This window comes from Aequorivita sediminis (genome assembly GCF_032080575.2).
In the GTDB taxonomy this organism is placed as follows: Bacteria; Bacteroidota; Bacteroidia; order Flavobacteriales; family Flavobacteriaceae; genus Aequorivita; species Aequorivita sediminis.
In genome coordinates, this window is the sequence record NZ_JAVLSO020000002.1 from 299,086 (window position 1) to 318,243 (window position 19,158).

At 34.1% G+C, this 19,158-nt stretch carries 16 protein-coding genes; 10 read left to right on the forward strand and 6 right to left on the reverse strand.

Going from position 1 to position 19,158, the window contains the following annotated elements; genetic code table 11:
- Window positions 1-125: 125 nt before the first annotated feature.
- Complete coding sequence (locus RT250_RS04835; RefSeq protein WP_341769332.1) at window positions 126-611, reverse strand: acyl-CoA thioesterase; 486 nt, start codon at window positions 609-611, stop codon at window positions 126-128.
- Between the two features lie 85 nt (window positions 612-696).
- Here RT250_RS04835 and RT250_RS04840 point away from each other — a divergent pair, with 85 nt between their 5' ends.
- The 5 genes from RT250_RS04840 (at window position 697) to RT250_RS04860 (ending at window position 5,132) form a co-directional block, all read left to right on the forward strand.
- A complete protein-coding gene (locus tag RT250_RS04840; RefSeq protein WP_313112645.1) occupies window positions 697-1,659 on the forward strand; it encodes a YheT family hydrolase in 963 nt (320 codons plus the stop codon).
- A 70-nt stretch (window positions 1,660-1,729) separates the two neighbouring features.
- Window positions 1,730-2,587 carry a YicC/YloC family endoribonuclease gene (locus RT250_RS04845; protein ID WP_313112647.1) on the forward strand — a complete coding sequence of 286 codons (858 nt, stop codon included), beginning with the start codon at window positions 1,730-1,732 and terminating at the stop codon, window positions 2,585-2,587.
- Between the two features lie 66 nt (window positions 2,588-2,653).
- The gene (gene gmk / locus RT250_RS04850; protein WP_313112649.1) at window positions 2,654-3,241 is read left to right on the forward strand and encodes a guanylate kinase; all 588 of its coding nucleotides are present in this window, start codon (window positions 2,654-2,656) and stop codon (window positions 3,239-3,241) included.
- Between the two features lie 37 nt (window positions 3,242-3,278).
- Entirely contained in the window at window positions 3,279-3,869 is a 591-nt protein-coding gene (gene nadD / locus RT250_RS04855) for a nicotinate (nicotinamide) nucleotide adenylyltransferase (RefSeq protein WP_313112651.1), read from the forward strand.
- A 258-nt stretch (window positions 3,870-4,127) separates the two neighbouring features.
- On the forward strand, window positions 4,128-5,132 hold the full coding sequence (locus tag RT250_RS04860) for an NAD(P)H-dependent glycerol-3-phosphate dehydrogenase (RefSeq protein WP_313112653.1): 1,005 nt from the start codon (window positions 4,128-4,130) through the stop codon (window positions 5,130-5,132).
- A 53-nt stretch (window positions 5,133-5,185) separates the two neighbouring features.
- On the opposite strand, the gene RT250_RS04865 is transcribed toward RT250_RS04860, so the two are convergent.
- The 4 genes from RT250_RS04865 to RT250_RS04880 all read right to left on the reverse strand — a co-directional run bounded on the left by RT250_RS04865 (window position 5,186) and on the right by RT250_RS04880 (window position 9,278).
- On the reverse strand, window positions 5,186-7,324 hold the full coding sequence (locus tag RT250_RS04865) for a prolyl oligopeptidase family serine peptidase (RefSeq protein ID WP_313112654.1): 2,139 nt from the start codon (window positions 7,322-7,324) through the stop codon (window positions 5,186-5,188).
- Window positions 7,325-7,442: 118 nt separating this feature from the next.
- The gene (locus tag RT250_RS04870) at window positions 7,443-7,823 is read right to left on the reverse strand and encodes a DoxX family membrane protein (protein WP_139854027.1); all 381 of its coding nucleotides are present in this window, start codon (window positions 7,821-7,823) and stop codon (window positions 7,443-7,445) included.
- A gap of 110 nt (window positions 7,824-7,933) precedes the next feature.
- Complete coding sequence (locus tag RT250_RS04875; RefSeq protein WP_313112656.1) at window positions 7,934-8,701, reverse strand: tetratricopeptide repeat protein; 768 nt, start codon at window positions 8,699-8,701, stop codon at window positions 7,934-7,936.
- Window positions 8,691-9,278: an RNA polymerase sigma factor gene (locus RT250_RS04880; RefSeq protein ID WP_313112657.1), complete on the reverse strand. Its 588-nt coding sequence runs from the start codon at window positions 9,276-9,278 to the stop codon at window positions 8,691-8,693. The genes RT250_RS04875 and RT250_RS04880 overlap by 11 nt, the downstream gene beginning before the upstream one ends.
- A 102-nt stretch (window positions 9,279-9,380) precedes the next feature.
- Between RT250_RS04880 and RT250_RS04885 the strand changes: the two genes are divergently transcribed.
- The 5 genes from RT250_RS04885 to RT250_RS04905 all read left to right on the forward strand — a co-directional run bounded on the left by RT250_RS04885 (window position 9,381) and on the right by RT250_RS04905 (window position 18,088).
- The gene (locus RT250_RS04885; protein ID WP_313112659.1) at window positions 9,381-10,382 is read left to right on the forward strand and encodes a hypothetical protein; all 1,002 of its coding nucleotides are present in this window, start codon (window positions 9,381-9,383) and stop codon (window positions 10,380-10,382) included.
- Window positions 10,383-10,608: 226 nt separating this feature from the next.
- Window positions 10,609-12,369: a T9SS type A sorting domain-containing protein gene (locus tag RT250_RS04890; protein WP_313112661.1), complete on the forward strand. Its 1,761-nt coding sequence runs from the start codon at window positions 10,609-10,611 to the stop codon at window positions 12,367-12,369.
- Between the two features lie 98 nt (window positions 12,370-12,467).
- Entirely contained in the window at window positions 12,468-13,460 is a 993-nt protein-coding gene (locus tag RT250_RS04895) for a hypothetical protein (RefSeq protein ID WP_313112663.1), read from the forward strand.
- A 3-nt stretch (window positions 13,461-13,463) separates the two neighbouring features.
- Window positions 13,464-15,476, forward strand: a complete 2,013-nt coding sequence (locus tag RT250_RS04900) for a DUF7849 domain-containing protein (protein ID WP_313112665.1) — start codon at window positions 13,464-13,466, stop codon at window positions 15,474-15,476.
- Window positions 15,464-18,088 (forward strand): CHAT domain-containing protein, encoded by a 2,625-nt coding sequence (locus RT250_RS04905; RefSeq protein WP_313112667.1) that lies wholly within the window; start codon window positions 15,464-15,466, stop codon window positions 18,086-18,088. The genes RT250_RS04900 and RT250_RS04905 overlap by 13 nt, the downstream gene beginning before the upstream one ends.
- Here the strand turns inward: RT250_RS04905 and RT250_RS04910 are convergent.
- Window positions 18,080-19,069: an aspartate-semialdehyde dehydrogenase gene (locus RT250_RS04910; RefSeq protein WP_313112669.1), complete on the reverse strand. Its 990-nt coding sequence runs from the start codon at window positions 19,067-19,069 to the stop codon at window positions 18,080-18,082. The genes RT250_RS04905 and RT250_RS04910 overlap by 9 nt on opposite strands.
- Between the last annotated feature and the right edge of the window lie 89 nt (window positions 19,070-19,158).

Sequence of the window (19,158 nt, forward strand, 5' to 3'; positions counted from 1 at the left end):
ACTTTTTTAAATAGCGTAGATATTATACTCTAACATATTTAATCAGATAAATGCACCTATGTTTATACAACTTAATGAATACTTTTTTTAAAGTAATTCAACAAGTAAAATTAAAGCGATTTAATTTAAGCTTGTAATTCTAAATCTCTTGGACGTATGTTGTTTTTACGTGTATCTTCTTTAGAAATTGTTTCGAAGTCGTCTGTTTTTTCAAAAGCGTTGAATTTCTCCAATATTTCTTTTGGAAGTCCTGTTAGTTTACGAGCATTTAAATCTATCCAACCGCCCATCATTTCACAGCTTGCAAAGTTTTTACCATTTTCATCATAAAAGTTGTGAAGGAATTTAAAATACATCCCATCTTCTGAAAGTCCTTTTAGTTGAAGAGAAACCGAAACAGGTTTCCCAGGAAAAACTTCTCTGAAATAATACATATGTTCATAAAATGCCACTGGACCTAAATTGTGCTTCACTAAATGTTTTTGGTCTAAGCCGTTTTCGATCATAAAAGCCATTCGCGTGTGGCTCATGTAATCTATATAAGCACTGTTACGCAAGTGACGATTAGCGTCCACATCACTCCAACGTATTTCAAATTGTTTTATATACATCTGTAATTTTTTCTGCAAATTTAAAGTACTTTTACTATGCAAGCATAATAAATTTGTTTAGATTGTGTTAAATCTTCTTTAGCAAATGCCTATTCTAAAAAGTTCATATAACCCTAAATTTCCTTTTAAAAACGGACACTTTTCGACAATATATTCCTCGAAGTTTCGTCCTGTACCTCAGTTGTTGCAGCATCGTGAAAGGTTAGTGTTACCTGACGCCGATTTTTTAGATATTGATTGGTCTTATTCAAAAGGTAATTCGAGCAAAGTAGCAATTCTTCTACACGGATTAGAGGGTAACGCACAACGCACTTACATTGTAGCACAGGCAAAACACTTAGTAGATGATGGGTGGGATGTGGCTGCTGTAAATTTTCGAGGTTGTAGTGGGGAGCCTAACCTTTCATTTCAATCGTATAATGCAGGAAAAACAGACGACTTGGAAGCTGTTGTAGAGTTGGTTTTAGATAAGAATAAATACAATGAAATAGCCTTAGTGGGATTTAGTCTTGGAGGTAATTTACTTTTGAAATATTTAGGGGAGCGCAATGCTTTTCCAAAAGAAATTAAAAAAGCAGTTTCAGTTTCAACTCCTGTTAGCTTAAGAGGGTCCTTAGAGTCATTAAACAAGCTTTCAAACTGGATGTATAGAAAATCTTTCCTTATAAAACTTCGAGAAAAGTACAAGGAGAAAATGGATGATTTCCCTGAAAAAATGAGTCATTCAGAATACAAGAAAATCACCACTTTATTAGATTTTGACAATATTTATACTGCTCCAGCACATGGGTTTAAGGATGCTTATGACTATTATGAAAAAAACAGTAGCCTTCAATTTCTGCCGAATATAGCTATTCCAGTTTTTCTTTTAAACGCCCAAAATGATAGTTTTCTCTCTTCAGAATGCTACCCGATTCAATTAGCATCAGAAATGAAAAATCTTTATTTAGAAATTCCAAAATATGGGGGTCATGTAGGTTTTCATAAAACTAATTTTCGCTATTACAGTGAAGAGAGAGCTTTAAAGTTTTTAAATGAAGATTTTTAAAAACAGCTGCACTTTAACGCCTACCCGCTAAAGACTATTTTATTACCTTTGCCATCAATAAATTAAGTATATGATTCAATCAATGACGGGCTATGGCAAGGAAGTTGTCCAATTGCCTTCAAAAACAATTACCATAGAAATTAAGTCGCTTAACAGCAAAGGTTTAGATCTTAACACTCGCGTGCCTTCAGCATACCGCGAAAAAGAATTAGAAATACGCGATATTCTTGCAAAATCTTTACAAAGAGGAAAAGTGGATTTTTCTCTTTACATTGAAGTTACTGGACAAGAAGTTGCTACTCAAATAAATGAGGATGCTGTAAAACAATACATCAAGCAATTAGCAAATGTTGTAAATGGCGATCCAGTTGAGCTTTTAAAAATGGCAGTTCGCATGCCAGATGCTTTAAAAACTGAACGTGAAGAGATTGACGAGAAGGAATATGAGGAAATTTTAAAAGGTATCAATAAAGCTTTAGAAGCAATCAATAAATATAGATCGGATGAAGGGTTGGTACTTGAAAACGATTTTATTGAGCGTTCAAAAAACATATCGAAGTTACTTGATGACGTTGTGGCAATAGATCCAGAACGCATAGATGGAGTTAAAGAAAGATTGCGAAAAGCAGTAGCAGATATCAAAGAGAAAGTTGATGAAAATCGTTTTGAACAAGAACTTATCTACTATTTAGAAAAATACGATATCACTGAAGAAAAGGTTCGACTTAAAAACCACTTAGATTATTTCAATGAAACTCTAAAATCGAGCGATTCTAATGGTAAAAAACTTGGCTTTATTACTCAAGAGCTAGGAAGAGAGATTAATACTATTGGAAGTAAAGCAAACTTCGCACCTATGCAGCAAATTGTTGTACAGATGAAAGATGAGTTGGAGAAAATTAAAGAACAAGCATTAAACGTACTTTAATATTTAGAGTTTAAAAAATAACTACAGAGCGTTCTACGCAAATTAGTTTTAAGTCATTACAATTTTATGAATTCAGAAAAAGGGGGTAAATTAATAGTGTTTTCGGCACCTTCAGGAAGTGGAAAAACCACTATAGTTCAACACTTGTTAAAGCAAGAAGATCTCAACTTAAAATTTTCGGTATCTTGTACTTCACGAGATCCAAGAGGTGATGAAAAACACGGTGAAAACTACTATTTCATTTCGTTGAAAGAATTTAAACAACACATTAAAAACGATGATTTCCTGGAATGGGAAGAAGTTTATCGAGATAACTTTTACGGAACTTTAAAGTCTGAAGTAGAACGAATTTGGGAAGAAGGAAAGAATGTGATTTTCGATATTGATGTAGCAGGAGGGCTTCGTATTAAAAAGAAATTTCCAGACCGTACCCTTGCTGTTTTTGTGAAACCACCGAGTATAGACGAATTAAAAATCCGTTTAAAGAAGCGAAAAACTGAGAGCGATGACCGTATCAACATGCGAATTGCAAAAGCATCTGTAGAGCTTGCCACAGCCCCTCAGTTTGATAAAATTATAAAAAACCACGATTTGGAAACAGCTTTAAATGAAGCTCACGACTTAGTAAAAAGCTTCATCGTTTCCGACAAATAACATACGTAAGAACATTGCCTTGCAAGGTCTCAGCGATATGAAAAAACAAAAAAAAATAGGACTCTACTTCGGAACTTTCAACCCCATACATATGGGGCATTTGATTATTGCCAACCACATGGTAGAGTTTAGTGATTTAGATGAAGTTTGGTTTGTAATTACCCCTCATAATCCGCATAAAAAGAAGAAGAATCTTTTGGAAGATTATCACCGTATGGCAATGGTGGAGTTAGCGATTGATAATTATGATAAATTGCAAGCTAGTAATATTGAGTTTGGCTTACCGCAACCCAATTATACGGTTAATACTTTAGCTCATTTAGAAGAAAAGTATCCTTCAAGAGATTTTTGTTTGATAATGGGAGAAGACAATCTTAAGAGTCTTCATAAATGGAAAAACTACGAAGTAATATTAGAACGTTATTCTATCTATGTTTACCCACGTATTTCTGAAGGAGAAGTGGAAACACAATTTAACAATCACGAAAAAATTATTAAAGTTGATGCACCTATCATCGAATTATCTTCAACATTCATTAGAAAAGGTGTGAAAGACAAAAAAAATATTCGTCCAATGCTTTCACCAGAAGTTTGGAAATATCTAGACGAAATGAATTTTTATAGATAAAAAACCGCCCCACATAATTAAGATGGGACGGTTCTCAACTAAATAACCAACCAATAATTTTCAAACTATCTCCATTGTATGGAGTTCTCATTTCAAAAATCACAACTATAACGCAGGATCTTCATTAAAGATTGCAATCGCTTTATTAAGGTAGTGTTAAAAGATTCGATTGTAATTATGTACTTTTGATTTAAGAGTATCTATAGAAGAAAATATCTTTTAAAATTGTAAAACCAAATCAATTTCTAAAACAAGAAAATGTCAGATAAACCAAAATTTGCAGTCTTTGGTGGCGGAAGTTGGGCCACAGCAATTGTAAAAATGCTAAGCGAAAACCTTGATGAAATAGGGTGGTATATGCGAAGCGAACAGGCTATCGAACACATAAAAGAACACGGTCATAACCCAAACTACTTGAGTTCGGTTGAGTTCCGTTTAGAGCAACTTAAACTCACTAATGACATAAACAAAGCTGTTGAAGATGCAGACTACTTAATTTTTGTAATACCCTCTGCTTTTCTTCATCAGGAATTACAGAAATTAACCGTCTCATTAGAAGATAAAGTTGTGTTTTCAGCAATTAAAGGTATTGTTCCTGAAACTAGCTTAATTGTTGGCGATCATTTTAATACACATTATAAAGTTCCTTTTAATAATATTGGTGTTATTTCCGGTCCATGTCACGCTGAAGAAGTTGCTTTAGAAAGATTGAGTTATCTAACTATAGCTAGTGCAGACGACGAAAAAGCACAGATAGTTGCCAATATGTTGAGCAGTGATTACATAAAGTGCACAACTAGTGATGATGTTTTAGGAACAGAATATGCAGCTGTGTTAAAGAATATTTACGCTGTGGCAGCGGGAATAGCTCATGGATTAGGTTATGGAGATAACTTTCAAAGTGTCTTGATGAGTAATGCTATTCGCGAAATGAAAAAGTATGTAAAGAAGGTTCACAAAATGAAACGCGATATAAACGATTCGGCATATCTAGGAGATCTTCTTGTTACTGGTTACTCTATTTTTAGCCGAAATCGTTTGTTTGGCACAATGATAGGGAAAGGATACACTGTAAAAAGTGCTCAATTAGAAATGAGCATGATTGCTGAAGGATATTATGCCTCAAAAAGCGCATATCTGCTCAATCAACAAAGAGGTAAGAAAAAGGCTAAAACACCTATAATTAACGCGGTATATGAAATACTTTATGAAAATAAAGATCCAAAGAAAACGTTTAAGAAACTTACAGATAAATTAGATTAAAAGAAAAGCCTCGCAATTTGCGAGGCTTTTTTAATAGTATGATTTTGTTTCTATTATTTCGATAGGCTTTTATACCCCATGTTGAATAATGTAAATCCAAATATATCGGCGTATTGCTCGATGGTTTTGCTTACGGGAGTTCCTGCACCGTGACCAGCGTCTGTTTCAATTCTAATTAAAACTGGATTATTGCCAGTTTGCTTAGCTTGAAGTTCCGCAGCAAATTTAAAACTATGTGCTGGAACAACTCTATCGTCGTGATCACCAGTTGTGATTAATGTAGCAGGATATTCTACTCCTTCTTTAACATTGTGTAGTGGTGAATAACCTTTTAAATATTCAAACATTTCTTTGCTGTCCTCAGCAGTACCATAGTCGTATGCCCAACCTGCACCAGCAGTAAAGGTGTGGTAACGTAACATGTCTAAAACTCCAACAGCAGGAAGTGCTACTTTCATTAAGTCTGGTCTTTGCGTCATCGTAGCTCCAACAAGTAATCCTCCGTTAGAACCTCCGCGAATAGCTAAATAGTCACTAGAAGTGTAGTTGTTTGCAATTAAGTACTCAGCAGCAGCGATAAAATCGTCGAATACGTTTTGTTTCTTCATCTGAGTTCCTGCATCATGCCATTTTTTACCATATTCACCACCACCTCTTAGGTTTGGTACAGCATAAACACCGCCTTGCTCCATCCACACTGCATTTGCAATGCTAAAGCTAGGAGTAAGACTAATGTTGAATCCACCGTAACCATAAAGAATAGTTGGGTTTTTTCCATCTAATTTCAACCCTTTTTTATGCGTGATAATCATCGGGATTTTTGTTCCGTCTTTAGAAGTATAGAAAACCTGGTTGCTTTCAAAATTATCAGGATTAAAATCAATTTCTGGTTTAATAAATGATTCTGAATCTCCAGTTTCAATATTAAATTTATAAATGCTTCCTGGAGTAACGTAATTAGTGAAAGAATAGTAAAGTTCTTTTTCTTCTTTCTTTGTTCCAAAACCACCTGCAGAACCTACACCTGGAAGTTCAATTTCACGGATTAATTTTCCGTCGTAATCATATTGTTTCACCTTTGAAACAGCATCAACCATATAGTTAGCAAAAATGCTTCCCCCACCTGTGCTTGGAGTAAGAACATTTTCCGTTTCAGGAATTAAATCTTTCCAATTTTCTGGAGCTGGATTTGCTGCATCAACAGTTACAATTTTCTTATTTGGTGCGTTTTTATTTGTCACTATGTAAAGCTTAGAGCCTACATTTTCTAGTACATAAGAATCTGAATCTGTATCATTTAAAATTGTAACAAATTTTGAGTTTGGATTTTTAAGGTCTTTAATAAATAGTTTATTTCCTGAAGTTGATGTGCTAGCGCTTATTAATAGGTAGTTATTGTCTTCAGTAACTGATGCTCCAATGTATCGATGCTTTTCTTCTGGAGTTGCACCAAAAATTACTTTGTCATCACTTTGTGGAGTTCCCAATTTGTGATAGTAAACTTTATGCTGGTCTGTTTTTGCAGATAATTCACTTCCTTTTGGCTTATCGTAGCTAGAGTAGTAGAATCCATCTTCACCTTTCCAAGATAGTCCACTAAACTTTACATCCTTAAGAGTATCGCCTACTATCTCTTTAGTTTCGGTATTCATTACGATTACTTTTCTCCAATCGCTACCACCTTCAGAGATAGCGTAAGCTAACTTACTACCATCTTTTGAAAAGCTCGCTTGCCCTAATGAAATAGTACCATCATCCTTAAAAGTGTTTGGGTCTAAGAAAACTTCAGCTGTGCTTGGGTCTTCTCCAGTTTTATATCTGTAGATTACATATTGATTTTGTAATCCATCGTTTTTATAGAAATAAGTGTAGTCTCCTTCTTTAAAAGGCGCTCCCACTTTTTCATAATTCCAAATATCAGAAAGGCGTTTTTTTAATTCCTCTCTAAATGGAATTTTATTTAAATAATCGAAAGTAACTTCGTTTTCAGCTTTAACCCATTCTGCGGTTTCAGCGCTGCGGTCATCTTCTAACCAGCGATATGGATCTTTTACCTCAACACCAAAATAATTGTCTACTGTGTCTACTGTTTTAATCTGTGGATATGTCACTGTTGTTACTTCTTTTTTAGGCTCCTCTTTACAGCCCACCAGAGCGAGTAATAAAACTGCCGGAACGATTGATAACTTCATATTTGTTGATTTTTATAAGAAGTGTAAATGTACAATTTTTTAAGATTGCAGGAAACTATATAAAAAGTGAAAAGCTTCCACAAGAGAAAGCTTTTCATTTTAAAATTTTTAAAGGTGATTAAGTAAATAGCGGCCTATATACACTCCAATATTTGTAAATTAAAACCACATTCAGAAGAATGACAATAATTGCAATTAAAAGCCCGGGAGTGTCTAAGAATAAATGAAATAAGAGGATATTAACGGAAATTGGAGCTAATAATAATAGTGCAAATGGAACCCATTTCCCTATTACAAGCATAAGCCCGATAGCAACTTCAAACACTCCTACTACATACATAATATAACCAGAGTCGCTAAGTGAGTCTATGAAACGTGCGGCGTCATCAGTATATATATGTGTAGGTAAAAAACTAAAGTGGAATAATTTGCTCAGTCCAAAAAAGAGCAAACCTAAACCCAAAATGGTGCGGATTATTTTTGTAAACGAGGAATTCATAACTTATTGGTTTTAAGGTTGGTTCCTTAAAGATAATAAAAATAATCTCGTTAATTGATGTTGATATGTTTAAAATTTAATAGATATATTAAAAATTTGACATGTAAAACTTATAGTTTTGAAAGTAGCTTTTGAGCTTTTTGATATTCGGGGTCATTTGAGGTAATAGAATTAGCGACTTCCTTAGCCTCCTTATAGCGTTTTTGCTTAACATAACTTAATACATTTATCCATTTGGCTTTTGATGCGTAAACAGAATTACTTTCCTGTATTTTTTTCAATAAACTATCTGCTTCATCAAACTCACTCAATTCAACTAAGGCAACCGACTTATAATACTGAAGTTGTAAGTTATTGGGTTCTACCTCTAAAAGTTCGTTAAAATATAATAGTGCTTTTGCGTAGTCTGCTGAATTAAATGCCACTTCAGCATTTTTGGTAGTTTCATCTACATCGCTTCTAACAGTTAATGAAATGGTTTCTTGGGTTGCGAAGTCAGAATATGTAGGTTTACTGAAATTATTAAAAATGAAAATTCCGATTGCCAGTAATATAGATGCGGCAATTCCGTATTTCCAAGGCTTAAATTTAATTACTTTTTTCTCTGTTGTCTCTGTTTTCTCTGTTGTAACTTTTGATGGCTTATAATTAAAATTTGAATTAGCCTGATTGATGGTTTCTAAAACCGTAGCTCGCTCCGGCGATAGTCTATTTTCTAAAACGATATAAATATTCTTAAACTCTAAAAATTTCGCTTCAAACTTCGAATCTTCATTCAATTTTCTTTCAAAGGTTTCGCGTTCGGAGCTTGATAGTTCTTTTTCTAGATATGCAACAAATAATTCATGGGCTTCACTTTCCATATCACTAATAGTCATTTTGAAGCTTTCTATACAGAGAGCTTTCTTTAATTAATTGGGTTAATTTGCTAATGCAAAGTGACTTTTTTTTGCGGGCGTAAGCATATGTTACTCCTAATTGCTCTGCCACTTCTTGCATAGACATTGCCGAAAAACCTAAGGTAATTATTCGTTTACACGTTTCTCCCATTTTTGAAAGCACAGACATATATAAATTCTGTTGCTCTTCAAATTGCTGGGTTTTTTCTGCGATTTCATCAGCATCGTCTTTAATAGATAAACGTTCCTCCTCAATTGTTACCTCTTTACTACCACTTTTTTTAAGTGTATTAAGCCATTTCCGTTTACAGATCAGAAAAAAATAGGCATCAAAAGGGCAAGTAAGCTTTAATCCTTTAGTTTTTGCCTGATCATAAATTGTAATTAAAGTCTCTTGAATTATATCTCTTGCCGCTGTTTCATCTCCACTGTTTTTACAAACATAAGAAATCACTTTGGGCGTAAATTTTTCATAGATCTCATTTATAAGAGTACTGTCGTTAGCCAGAAGTGCTTTAACATATCGTTGGTCTGAATGTATCTTTTTTGTTTCCAAAGTCTGGGTTTAAAAACTTAAAAATAATGAAAACTAACAACTGAGGGGTAACAATATTTAAAACTATTGATATAAGGATATAATCATAAAAAAATAGAACTCATGAAAAATGTAATGAATAATCAAATGAAAACACCCTTTTCAAAACTTTTACTAGTTAGCTTACTAGCTTTATTAGCTATAGGGTGTAGTAAAGAGGAAAAAGTAGAGAGCATACCAGACGTAGCATTCGTGCCCCCTTCTTCAGCTCAGTTTCAAGGATTAAGAGAAATTGCGCTAAACGATCACACAGAAACTGTAAACTTTAATGCTGAAAATGGCCTTTCTTTTACCTCAAATGATGGAACTGTTTTAAATATTCCAGCAAACTGTTTAACGCTAAATGGCAATTTAGTAACTGGTGAAGTAGAGCTAAGTTTTGTCGATATTTTTGAAAGTGGAGATATGTTACCTACCAATAAGCCAACTATGGGGCTAAATTCAAATGGAGATAAAGCAATGCTAATTACCGGTGGAGAGTTTTTTATAGAAGTAACAAAAGATGGCGTTCCTCTAGATTCTGGATGCGTATTACAGCTTTTGGTACCCGGAGAAAATACTGGAGGGGCAGATCCAGAAATGATTTTGTGGAAAGGAATTATTGATGAGAAAGGAGATCTTACTTGGGATGAAGTTGAGCCAGGTACACACAATGAGCTATTTACTGAAGGTGAAACTTATATTGTGTTTTTAGATGAATTTGGATGGACGAATATTGATAAGTTTTACAGTGATCCTAGACCTAAAACTACATTAAAAGTAAAAGCTCCTGAAGGTTTTAATTATGATAATAGTGCAGTATATCTATCTTACGATGGCGAGCCTAATGCCTTGGCTCAACTAGATACCTTTGATGAGCAGGCAGGATTGTTTTCTGAACATTACGGACAAATTCCTATAGGGTTAAAAGTGCATATAATTTTTGCAACTGCAGAAGGAGACAATTGGAGATACGCCATTCAAGGAGTTACAATTGCTGAAAATGATGTTTATGTATTCAATCTTGAAGATACACAAGTGAATACGCACGAGAATATGGTGGCGGCTATTAATAATTTACCATAGTAAGTTGGTGTGTTGATTAGTTGTTTAATTTGATAGCCAGAGAAGGTCTCTACAAAAGTGACCTTCTTTTTTTATAAAATATCACTGTCAAACAAACCTCACAGATGTTTAGAAGCTCTTCCTTATTATTTTTTTAAAACAGGGGTAACATTTTTAAAAGCTATTGATATAAGTATGAAGCAGCAAAAGGTTGCTGAATTATAAATATTAATTAAAGACATTTATTATGAAGACAAAATTATTTTCACTCGCATTAATCGGATTATTTTGCTTGACAATACAAGCGCAGCCTTTTCAAAGAGAGGTACAACATAATTCCGATATCTTTCACGATCTTAACATCGAGGTTATCGATGACGGCAGTACAGACTTTATAGTTGCCAGTAATATATTTGATTCTACAATGAGTAGTTCTGTGGTTAGTCTAAAAAGAATGGATGAAAATGGAATGATTATTTGGGCAAAAGAATATTCAGACAGCTCTTTACAAAACGCAAGAGTTTTTGATGTTGCAAATATGTTAGGTTTTGTAGCCATTACAGGGTCTATAGATGTAGGTAGTACAAAGCGAACTTTTATTGCAAAAATTGATGCGGCTACAGGAAACGTAGTAAATGTAAATTACTACGATATTGTTGGGTCAAGCTTCAATTCAACCGGACTTAATATCGCCTACACAGATACAGATGCTGATAACAACGGAACTACAGACCCAGGTTTTGTGGTTGGTGGATTTGTTAGTAATTGCTATAACTTAGACAACCAGTGTTCATTTAATATGGGGTATGTACTTAGGGTTGATGAATTCTTAAATGTAATTTGGACTACAGAGGTAGATAGTTTAGGAACATCTGCTGCAAACAACGACTACGATTTTATCAATAATATCACCGAAACTAACAATGGATTTTTCCTAACTGGAAGTGCTACAGGTATTACTCAGCAAGGTTTTGAGAGACAAGGTGTATTGGCAATGCTTATAGATCATCAAGGTAATTTACTTTGGGATAAAAGTTATATATACGGAAACTATAGAGATGTAAGTGTTGATGCATATTACGAAGCTAGTACTGGAAACATTTATATGTTATCTAATTACTCATCAATGCATAATTTTGGGATTACCGTTTTTGATACTTCTGGAAATATAATAAACAGCCTTTCTTGGGTAATTAATTCAGGATATTTAGATCGATACGGATTTACCTTAAAAGAATCTGTTCTTAGCCCAAATAACTTAGTGGTCTTTGGATATAATCGAGAAGAGTATTGGACCAATGGAGCTGGAGACGTAAAATTTGGACAAAGCAATGTGTTTACCTACGAATTTGAAAAAGCAACTGGTAATCAGGTTTCTATTGCTTACCAATATTTGAATACTCATGTTGAAGCACCTGGAGATGAATATAATTTTTGGAACGGACAAATGCCTTTAATTTACTATCCAGATATGGCCACAGTGCTGAATTTAAATTCTGGATCTCAAGACGACTATGTCACTGTAGGATATCAAACTCCAGAAGGAATGCCATATACTTTTGCCGAAATCACTAGAACTTCAGATAAAAGAAATATATGTGATAATATGAATCTTACTTTATCACGTACATCCATTAGTGTATATGAAATTCCAGTTAGTTCTGGTCTTGTAACTACTACTGAAGGTTCGATGAATTTTAATGATACTGCATATTCTTATACACTTACTAACTGTGATGGTACGATGGGAGTAGAGGATAATGCTATTAAAACAGGTGGTTTGTTTCCCAATCCAACAAACGGTGAGCTTACAATTTTCCTAAATAATAACACCATAAAATCTCTGGCGATTTATTCAGTTTTAGGACAAAAAGTGAAAGAGATTAATCTTAACGGAACAGGAAACACTACAACCTTAAATGTTTCAGACTTACAGAAAGGAGTTTATTTTATAAATATAGAAGACAACTTGTCTGAAAACCAAGTGCTTAAATTTATTAAAAATTAATAAATACTTTCAATTTAGTTAAGCTCCCATTTCAGTTAATTCTGAAGTGGGAAGCTTTTTTATAAAAGTTGTATCTTGTGTACTATAATGGCTTAAATATGAAGAAATTATTTAATTTTATTTGCATAGGTGTTTTCTTAATGATTTCTGGCTGCAGTTCCGATGCTGAAGACTGTGAAGTTGGAGTAGTTGAGAACCCAAATCAACAAGGACCAATTGATGGGGCAATCTATAAACAAAGTGCCTTAGACTGCCGAGTTCCAAAGCTACAGGTTTTTCAGTTCAACAATTTTACAAGCACTGAAATTAAGGCAAACCAAAATACAATTCTATATATTTCTGAAGGTACCTTTCAAAATTTGGATGGAACCATGATAGATGGTGAAATAACATTTTCCATACTTGAAATGTATAACGCAGGCGAAATTATTGCTTGTCAACTTTCTACAAATGGCATTAATAACAACCAAACAGTAGAGCCTTTGCTTAGCGAAAGCATATTCTATATAAATGCTCAACACAATGGAAATCCGGTATTGATGAATGGGGAAATACAAGTTTTTATCCCTTCTGATAATGAAAACTTAGATTTATCTTTATTTGTATCCCCTTCTTGTAATGAAATTGAATGCTCAGTACTGTGGGAGGTCGTGCCTCAATACAGTGTTTTTGAAGAACCTTATCAAGATGCATCAGGAAGTATAATTTTAGGATATCGCGCTATAATAGGTGAGTTAGGCTGGTATAGTTTTGCACGATACAATCCTAGTACTGAAGAAAGGGGTGTCTTATATAACAAAGCACACTCGCCATATTCACTTTCAAATAGCAATGTTTTTCTTAAGTACGACTCCAATAGCATCGGAGTTGGTATGTTTTCAGAATATGATACAGAAAACGAGGTTTTTAGTGAAAAGTTTAGCCAGATCCCAAGAAACATAACTGCGAATGTGATATTTGTAAGTAAACCTGAATCAGAGTTTTTATTCGATTCTTCTCCAGTTATTACTAATGATGGTAAAATAACCGTCACTCGAAACACCAAAAATGGTTCGGAGAGAAATCTAGTTGACTACATTAACAATTTATAAACTATGGTGAACCTTTTACGCACTTTCTTGTCTGCACTGGCTGTACTTTTATTTTCAATAAGTATGGTAGGGCAAAGTCCAATTCAAGATACACTTACGCGAACTGCTCCTATTTTTTATGATGTAATGGGAAACAAAGTTGACTTTTCTCCAAAAATGCCTCCGTTAAATCAAATAGCAGGTGCGCCCAAAGCTTTTTATACTTACCACTGGGAGTTTGGTGATGGGAACTATAGCAATAAAAAAAATCCGAAACACACTTACAAAAATAAAGGTGAATATACTGCTCGACTTTGGAGTACTAATAATTACGATAATGGGAAACCGCCCAAAAGCCGACCTGAAAAAATTATAATTACCTCAACAGATATAGATGGTGCAAGTGCTTCTCTAGATTCTTCTGAAGCTATTTCCTCAATTTTTCCTGAAGATGAGCACTTAATTATACGCTCAAATCGCGATCCACTTCCCGACGAAGAAATGGTGTTAATTACTAGTTACAAAAACACAAAAGATTATGTAACAAGTGGAAGTTTATATCTTTTTTATAACGACAAAAAATTTAAAGACGACAATTTTATTCTTGAAGATACTCGTTTACATCACGGTGAAAAAATAGCTCCAATAGATCCTATTTTTGCTGCTCAATTTGATGCTGATGAATCCGATTATTATATGGCTGGAACAGAAGTTATTCCTCGTATTCGTACAAAAATAGTTCAAGATTCTACTAAGAGATTGGTGCTGCCAGTAACGCTGGAAGAATCAAAAAAACTATACAGGAATCACCAACTAATAGAATTCGAAAACATGCAGCCAGGGGAGGAACGCCACATTTTTAGGACCTTAAAAACCACCCCTGAAATGCTAAAAGATACTAGCGCTTTAGTAACGCTTAGAACTATTTATGTACCTGATAATAACTACGGAAACCACACTGTAAAAGATACCGAATTGGAGATTGTAACGTCGCACGATCCTAATAAAATGTCGACTAACGGTTTCTTATTAAACTATCGTTTGGTTCGCTATAAAAAAGTGAAGTTTAAAGTAAAATTTCAAAATGACGGTGAAGGCCCAGCAAACACAATCCGTTTAGAAGTTGACACTCCAGAGATGTTTGATAAAAGTACATTAGAAGTAATCGATATGTATCCCGAATGTCCCATTTGTCCTAAAGAAAAAGAGGTTAATTATTCATGTTTAGATACTATAGCAGAAAAAGATAAACTTATTTTCACCTTCAAAAACATTTATCTTCCTGGTACGGCACAAAAAAATGTTATGGAACGCGATTCTACTAAGGGTTTTGTGAAATATGCTATGAAATTTGGTGATGACTTTCACAAAAAGAAGACTAGGAGTCGAACCGCAATATATTTTGACAAAAATGAACCCATAATCACAAATTATAGTACAACCCGATTTATGCCTGGAATTTCTATTGGCGCAAAAGCTGGGTATATATATACGCCATCGGTAGAGAAAAGTCGGGAGGTATTTGCCGGAGTATCAGTTTCCCCTTTTAAATCGTATCGTGGGTATTGGCAAAGTGAATTTTTTGTTTCTACAGCATCCTTCGAGGAGTTTAAGAGGTTTGAGTCCTCCGACCTTAATGATGTTGGGATTGAAAGTCTTCAACGTTTTACAGAAAAAAATAAAGAAAATAATATTACAGCCTATCTCGTGCCTGTTTCCTATCGCTATAACTTAAATAACTTCTTGGCTGTTGGTGCTGGAGTTCAACTAAAACTCGATTTTCAAAGTAAAATTTCTTCCGAAACAACCGGAGAGGCTTATTTGAATATTCCAGATGAAGGAATAATTAGAGATGAAACCAATGATACTTTTCAAAAAACCGAATGCACCGAAAGTTTTACCAATTTTAATAGTGGAGTTTTTATAGGTGTAAATGCGGGTGGTGTTAGAATCGGTCCGAGTGTGGGAGTTCGATATGTGTTTAATTTTAACCAACCCACCTCTCAACTTCAAGCCTATGCAATTTGGAAATTTTAAAAAAACACATAATTGGAACTATATTTTTCCTGATTTGTATCGCAAGTTCCGTTGCGCAAACACAGGATGTTGATGTTATTTATTCACGTTTAGATACCTATTTAGAACAGCCAAATCCCGAGAACCAATACGAACTTTTGAATGTAGTGGATACTACACTTTCAAATGATAAAGAAGTGCTGTTGGCGAAAACCATTGCTTATTGCAATATTGGTTATATAGAAACTCAAAACAAAGCACTTCAAAAAGCTATCGAGGTTTACGAAAAAGCGAAGCAACTATACTTTTCTGAAAATCTTAGTAACTACGATATTATAGAATATTGTCTAAAGCCTCTAGGTAATCTTTATATAAAAACCCAAGCCTTATCAGAAGCCGAAAATACTATAAAACATTACATAATTTACGCTAGGGAAACTGGGCAAGCTAAACAGCAAGTGGGAGGTGTTTTAAATCTTTCTGTATTATATCACAATCGAGGTGAATTTCATAAAGCGAAAAACATCTTGCTGCAAGTTCTAAAAGAGTCACCAACCAATCATGAATTAAAAATTAATTTAGCAAGTGCATATTTTGCTTTAGTTGAGATAAAAGAAACTAAGAGACTTTTAAATGAAGTTTTAAAATTAAATTCTAATGACCCAAAAGCTTATCAACTTTTAGCGCAAGTTAATCTTTCAGAACAAGAAAATAATAAAGCAATCCTCAATTTAAAAAAGGCTATTAAAATCCTTCATAACGGCTCTAGCATAAATATTCGAGAAGTCGCGAAAATGCAATTATCATTGGCAGAAACTTATTTTGTTTCAGGTCAAATAGAAAATTCTCTTTCTCAAATTCAGCAAATTTATAAGTTGTTAATTCCTTCGTATGATTTAGAACAATCTCTACCTAGAAATGATCAAGTATATGCGGAAACGATTTTAATGGATGCCTTGGACTTACAGGGAAATGTACTCGCCAATCAAAGTAATTTAGATAAAGCATTAGATGCTTTTAATCTCGCTTCTGAAGTTAGCGATTATCTTTTTGCAGAACTGTATGTTCAAGGTAGCAAATTGTTAGCGCAACAAGACGTAAAGCGTAGAAGTGAGATGATGATGGAAGTGTTTTATAAGCAATTTCAATCAACAAAAAACAAGGAATGGATAGCTAAAGCCGTACAACTAGACAACAAGGTGAAAGGGAGAATTGTAAGTGAGGCGGTGTTTTTAAAAGCCGAACTGAACTCGTACGAAAATAAAAAGTTTTCAGAATTTCAAAAGCTTCAAAAGGAATTCGCTGTAATAAGTGATCAAATTCAAAAACAGGTTTTAAGTAATAACCTTGATTATGATAAGTTGGTACTTCTTCAAAAAGAATACAGTACACTACTTACCAAACAAAAAATACAATATGCCAATATTCAATCTGAAATAGCGAACTCTCTAATGTTAAACTCCTTTGTTGATTTAGATGAAGTTATAAATAAGGTTACAATTTCAAATCAGACTTTGGTGAGTTATTTTGTTGGTTCCAAGGATGTTTATCAGTTTATTATTTCAAAAGAAAAACTAATATTTAAGAAAATTGTTGGTTCCAGAACAGAGCATCAGCAATTTACAGAAGCAATTCGTTCTCATAATCGTTTTTTTGATAACCCAGCAACTATTAACAATGATATACCGCTCTTTACTGATTCTTCTTTAAAGCTTTTCAGAAAACTGCAGTTACCAAAAGCAGAAAACTTGATTATTATTCCCGATGGAATTTTATCATTTATTCCTTTTCAAACATTATTAACTTCAGAAAAACAAGGCTTTAAGTATAATGAAATGCCTTTTTTAATTTTTGAAAGTACAGTTTCCTACACAGTTTCATTTACTGAATACTTAAGAAATACTGCCCCTTTAGATGAAAGGCAATCCGTTTTAGGGGTGTTTCCTGTGTTTAAAAATTCAGCTCAAGAATTAGAATATTCGGTTAATGAAGCAAAAGCGATAGCCGAAGTATTTAAGTCTGATTTGTTAATGGAGACTAAGGCCACAGTAAAAAACTTTGTTGCAAGTGCCGATTCTCATACAATTCTACACTTGTCTACTCACGCAACCGGAGGTAGTTTTAGCATTGTGCCATCAATAAGTTTTTTTGACCGAACCTTTTCGGTAGAAGAACTTTATGGACTTCCATTTTCTAATCAATTAGTGATTTTAAGTGCTTGTGACACCGGAGTTGGAAAAGTAGTAAAAGGTGAAGGTGCTTTAAGTTTAGCGCGTGGATTTCAGTATGCTGGTGCTTCAAATGTGTTGTTTTCTTTGTGGCAGGTTAATGATAAAAGTACAGCCGAATTAATGAAGTATTATTATCAAAACTTAAACAAAACCCGTTCTCGAAATTTTTCACTTCATCAAGCTAGCTTAGATTATCTTCAAAACAAAACTATAGACAACACCCGAAAATCACCTTATTATTGGGGTGCCTTTGTTTATTATGGTGCTACCGATACCCCTCAAGAAAACAGGAATATACGTTCGTTTTACTTTTTACTTCTTTTAATTCCTTTGATAGGAATAGGAATTTGGTATTTTAAAAAGAGAAAGAAAATCTCACTAAATTCAAGAGAATTAGATTAAGGAATTAGCAACCAAGTATTCCGCAATTTGAATTGTATTTGTAGCTGCGCCTTTTCGTAGGTTGTCACTTACAATCCACATGTTTACTGTGTTTTCCTGTGTTTCATCTCTGCGAATTCTCCCAACAAAAACTTCATCTTTATCGTGTGCATAAATTGGCATCGGATAAATGTTTGTGTCTATATTATCTTGCAAAGTAACGCCAGGAGTTTCGTGAAGCATTTTACGAATATCACCTAATTCAAATTCGTTCTCAAATTCAACGTTAACCGATTCACTATGTCCACCAGAGGTTGGAATGCGTACTGCTGTGGCTGTAATTGAAAAAGTGCGATCGTCTAATATTTTTTGAGGTTCTCGAGCAAGCTTCATTTCTTCTTTAGTATAACCATTTTCTTCAAAAACATCACAGTGTGGGAGTGCATTTTTATGAATAGGGTAAGGGTAAGCCATTTCACCTTTTATTCCGGCCATTTCATTTTCCATTTGTTGCACCGCCTTCAATCCAGTTCCAGAAACCGATTGATAGGTAGAAACAACAACGCGTTTCATTTTATACTTTTTATGAAGTGGTGCCAACACCATCACCAATTGAATGGTTGAGCAATTGGGGTTAGCTATAATTTTATCCTCTTTAGTTAAAATTTGAGCATTAATTTCAGGAACAATTAACTTCTTGTCGCGATCCATTCGCCAAGCAGAAGAATTGTCGATAACCGTTGTTCCAACTTCAGCAAATTTTGGAGCCCATTCTAATGATGTACTTCCGCCTGCAGAAAATAAAGCAATATCAGGTTTGGCTGCAACAGCTTCTTCTAAACCTATAATGCTATAAGTTTTGTTTTTAAAAGTCATTTCTTTTCCAATAGATCTTTCTGAAGCTACTAAAAGCAGTTCATCTATAGGGAAGTTGCGTTCTGCTAATACTTTAAGCATTACTTCACCAACCATTCCAGTTGCACCAACTACAGCTAATTTCATATTCTGAAAATTATTATTCGTTATTTTAATTCTGTAAATACACTAATCTAGCGTGCTCGAATTATTAATTACTTATCTACAAAGGTCGG

Bases quoted from the DNA above. Each gene is read 5' to 3' on its own strand.
- RT250_RS04835 (WP_341769332.1), bottom strand. From the start codon at position 611: ATGTATATAAAACAATTTGAAATACGTTGGAGTGATGTGGACGCTAAT.
- RT250_RS04840 (WP_313112645.1), top strand. From the start codon at position 697: ATGCCTATTCTAAAAAGTTCATATAACCCTAAATTTCCTTTTAAAAAC.
- RT250_RS04845 (WP_313112647.1), top strand. From the start codon at position 1,730: ATGATTCAATCAATGACGGGCTATGGCAAGGAAGTTGTCCAATTGCCT.
- gmk (WP_313112649.1), top strand. From the start codon at position 2,654: ATGAATTCAGAAAAAGGGGGTAAATTAATAGTGTTTTCGGCACCTTCA.
- nadD (WP_313112651.1), top strand. From the start codon at position 3,279: ATGAAAAAACAAAAAAAAATAGGACTCTACTTCGGAACTTTCAACCCC.
- RT250_RS04860 (WP_313112653.1), top strand. From the start codon at position 4,128: ATGTCAGATAAACCAAAATTTGCAGTCTTTGGTGGCGGAAGTTGGGCC.
- RT250_RS04865 (WP_313112654.1), bottom strand. From the start codon at position 7,324: ATGAAGTTATCAATCGTTCCGGCAGTTTTATTACTCGCTCTGGTGGGC.
- RT250_RS04870 (WP_139854027.1), bottom strand. From the start codon at position 7,823: ATGAATTCCTCGTTTACAAAAATAATCCGCACCATTTTGGGTTTAGGT.
- RT250_RS04875 (WP_313112656.1), bottom strand. From the start codon at position 8,701: ATGACTATTAGTGATATGGAAAGTGAAGCCCATGAATTATTTGTTGCA.
- RT250_RS04885 (WP_313112659.1), top strand. From the start codon at position 9,381: ATGAAAAATGTAATGAATAATCAAATGAAAACACCCTTTTCAAAACTT.
- RT250_RS04890 (WP_313112661.1), top strand. From the start codon at position 10,609: ATGAAGACAAAATTATTTTCACTCGCATTAATCGGATTATTTTGCTTG.
- RT250_RS04895 (WP_313112663.1), top strand. From the start codon at position 12,468: ATGAAGAAATTATTTAATTTTATTTGCATAGGTGTTTTCTTAATGATT.
- RT250_RS04900 (WP_313112665.1), top strand. From the start codon at position 13,464: ATGGTGAACCTTTTACGCACTTTCTTGTCTGCACTGGCTGTACTTTTA.
- RT250_RS04910 (WP_313112669.1), bottom strand. From the start codon at position 19,069: ATGAAATTAGCTGTAGTTGGTGCAACTGGAATGGTTGGTGAAGTAATG.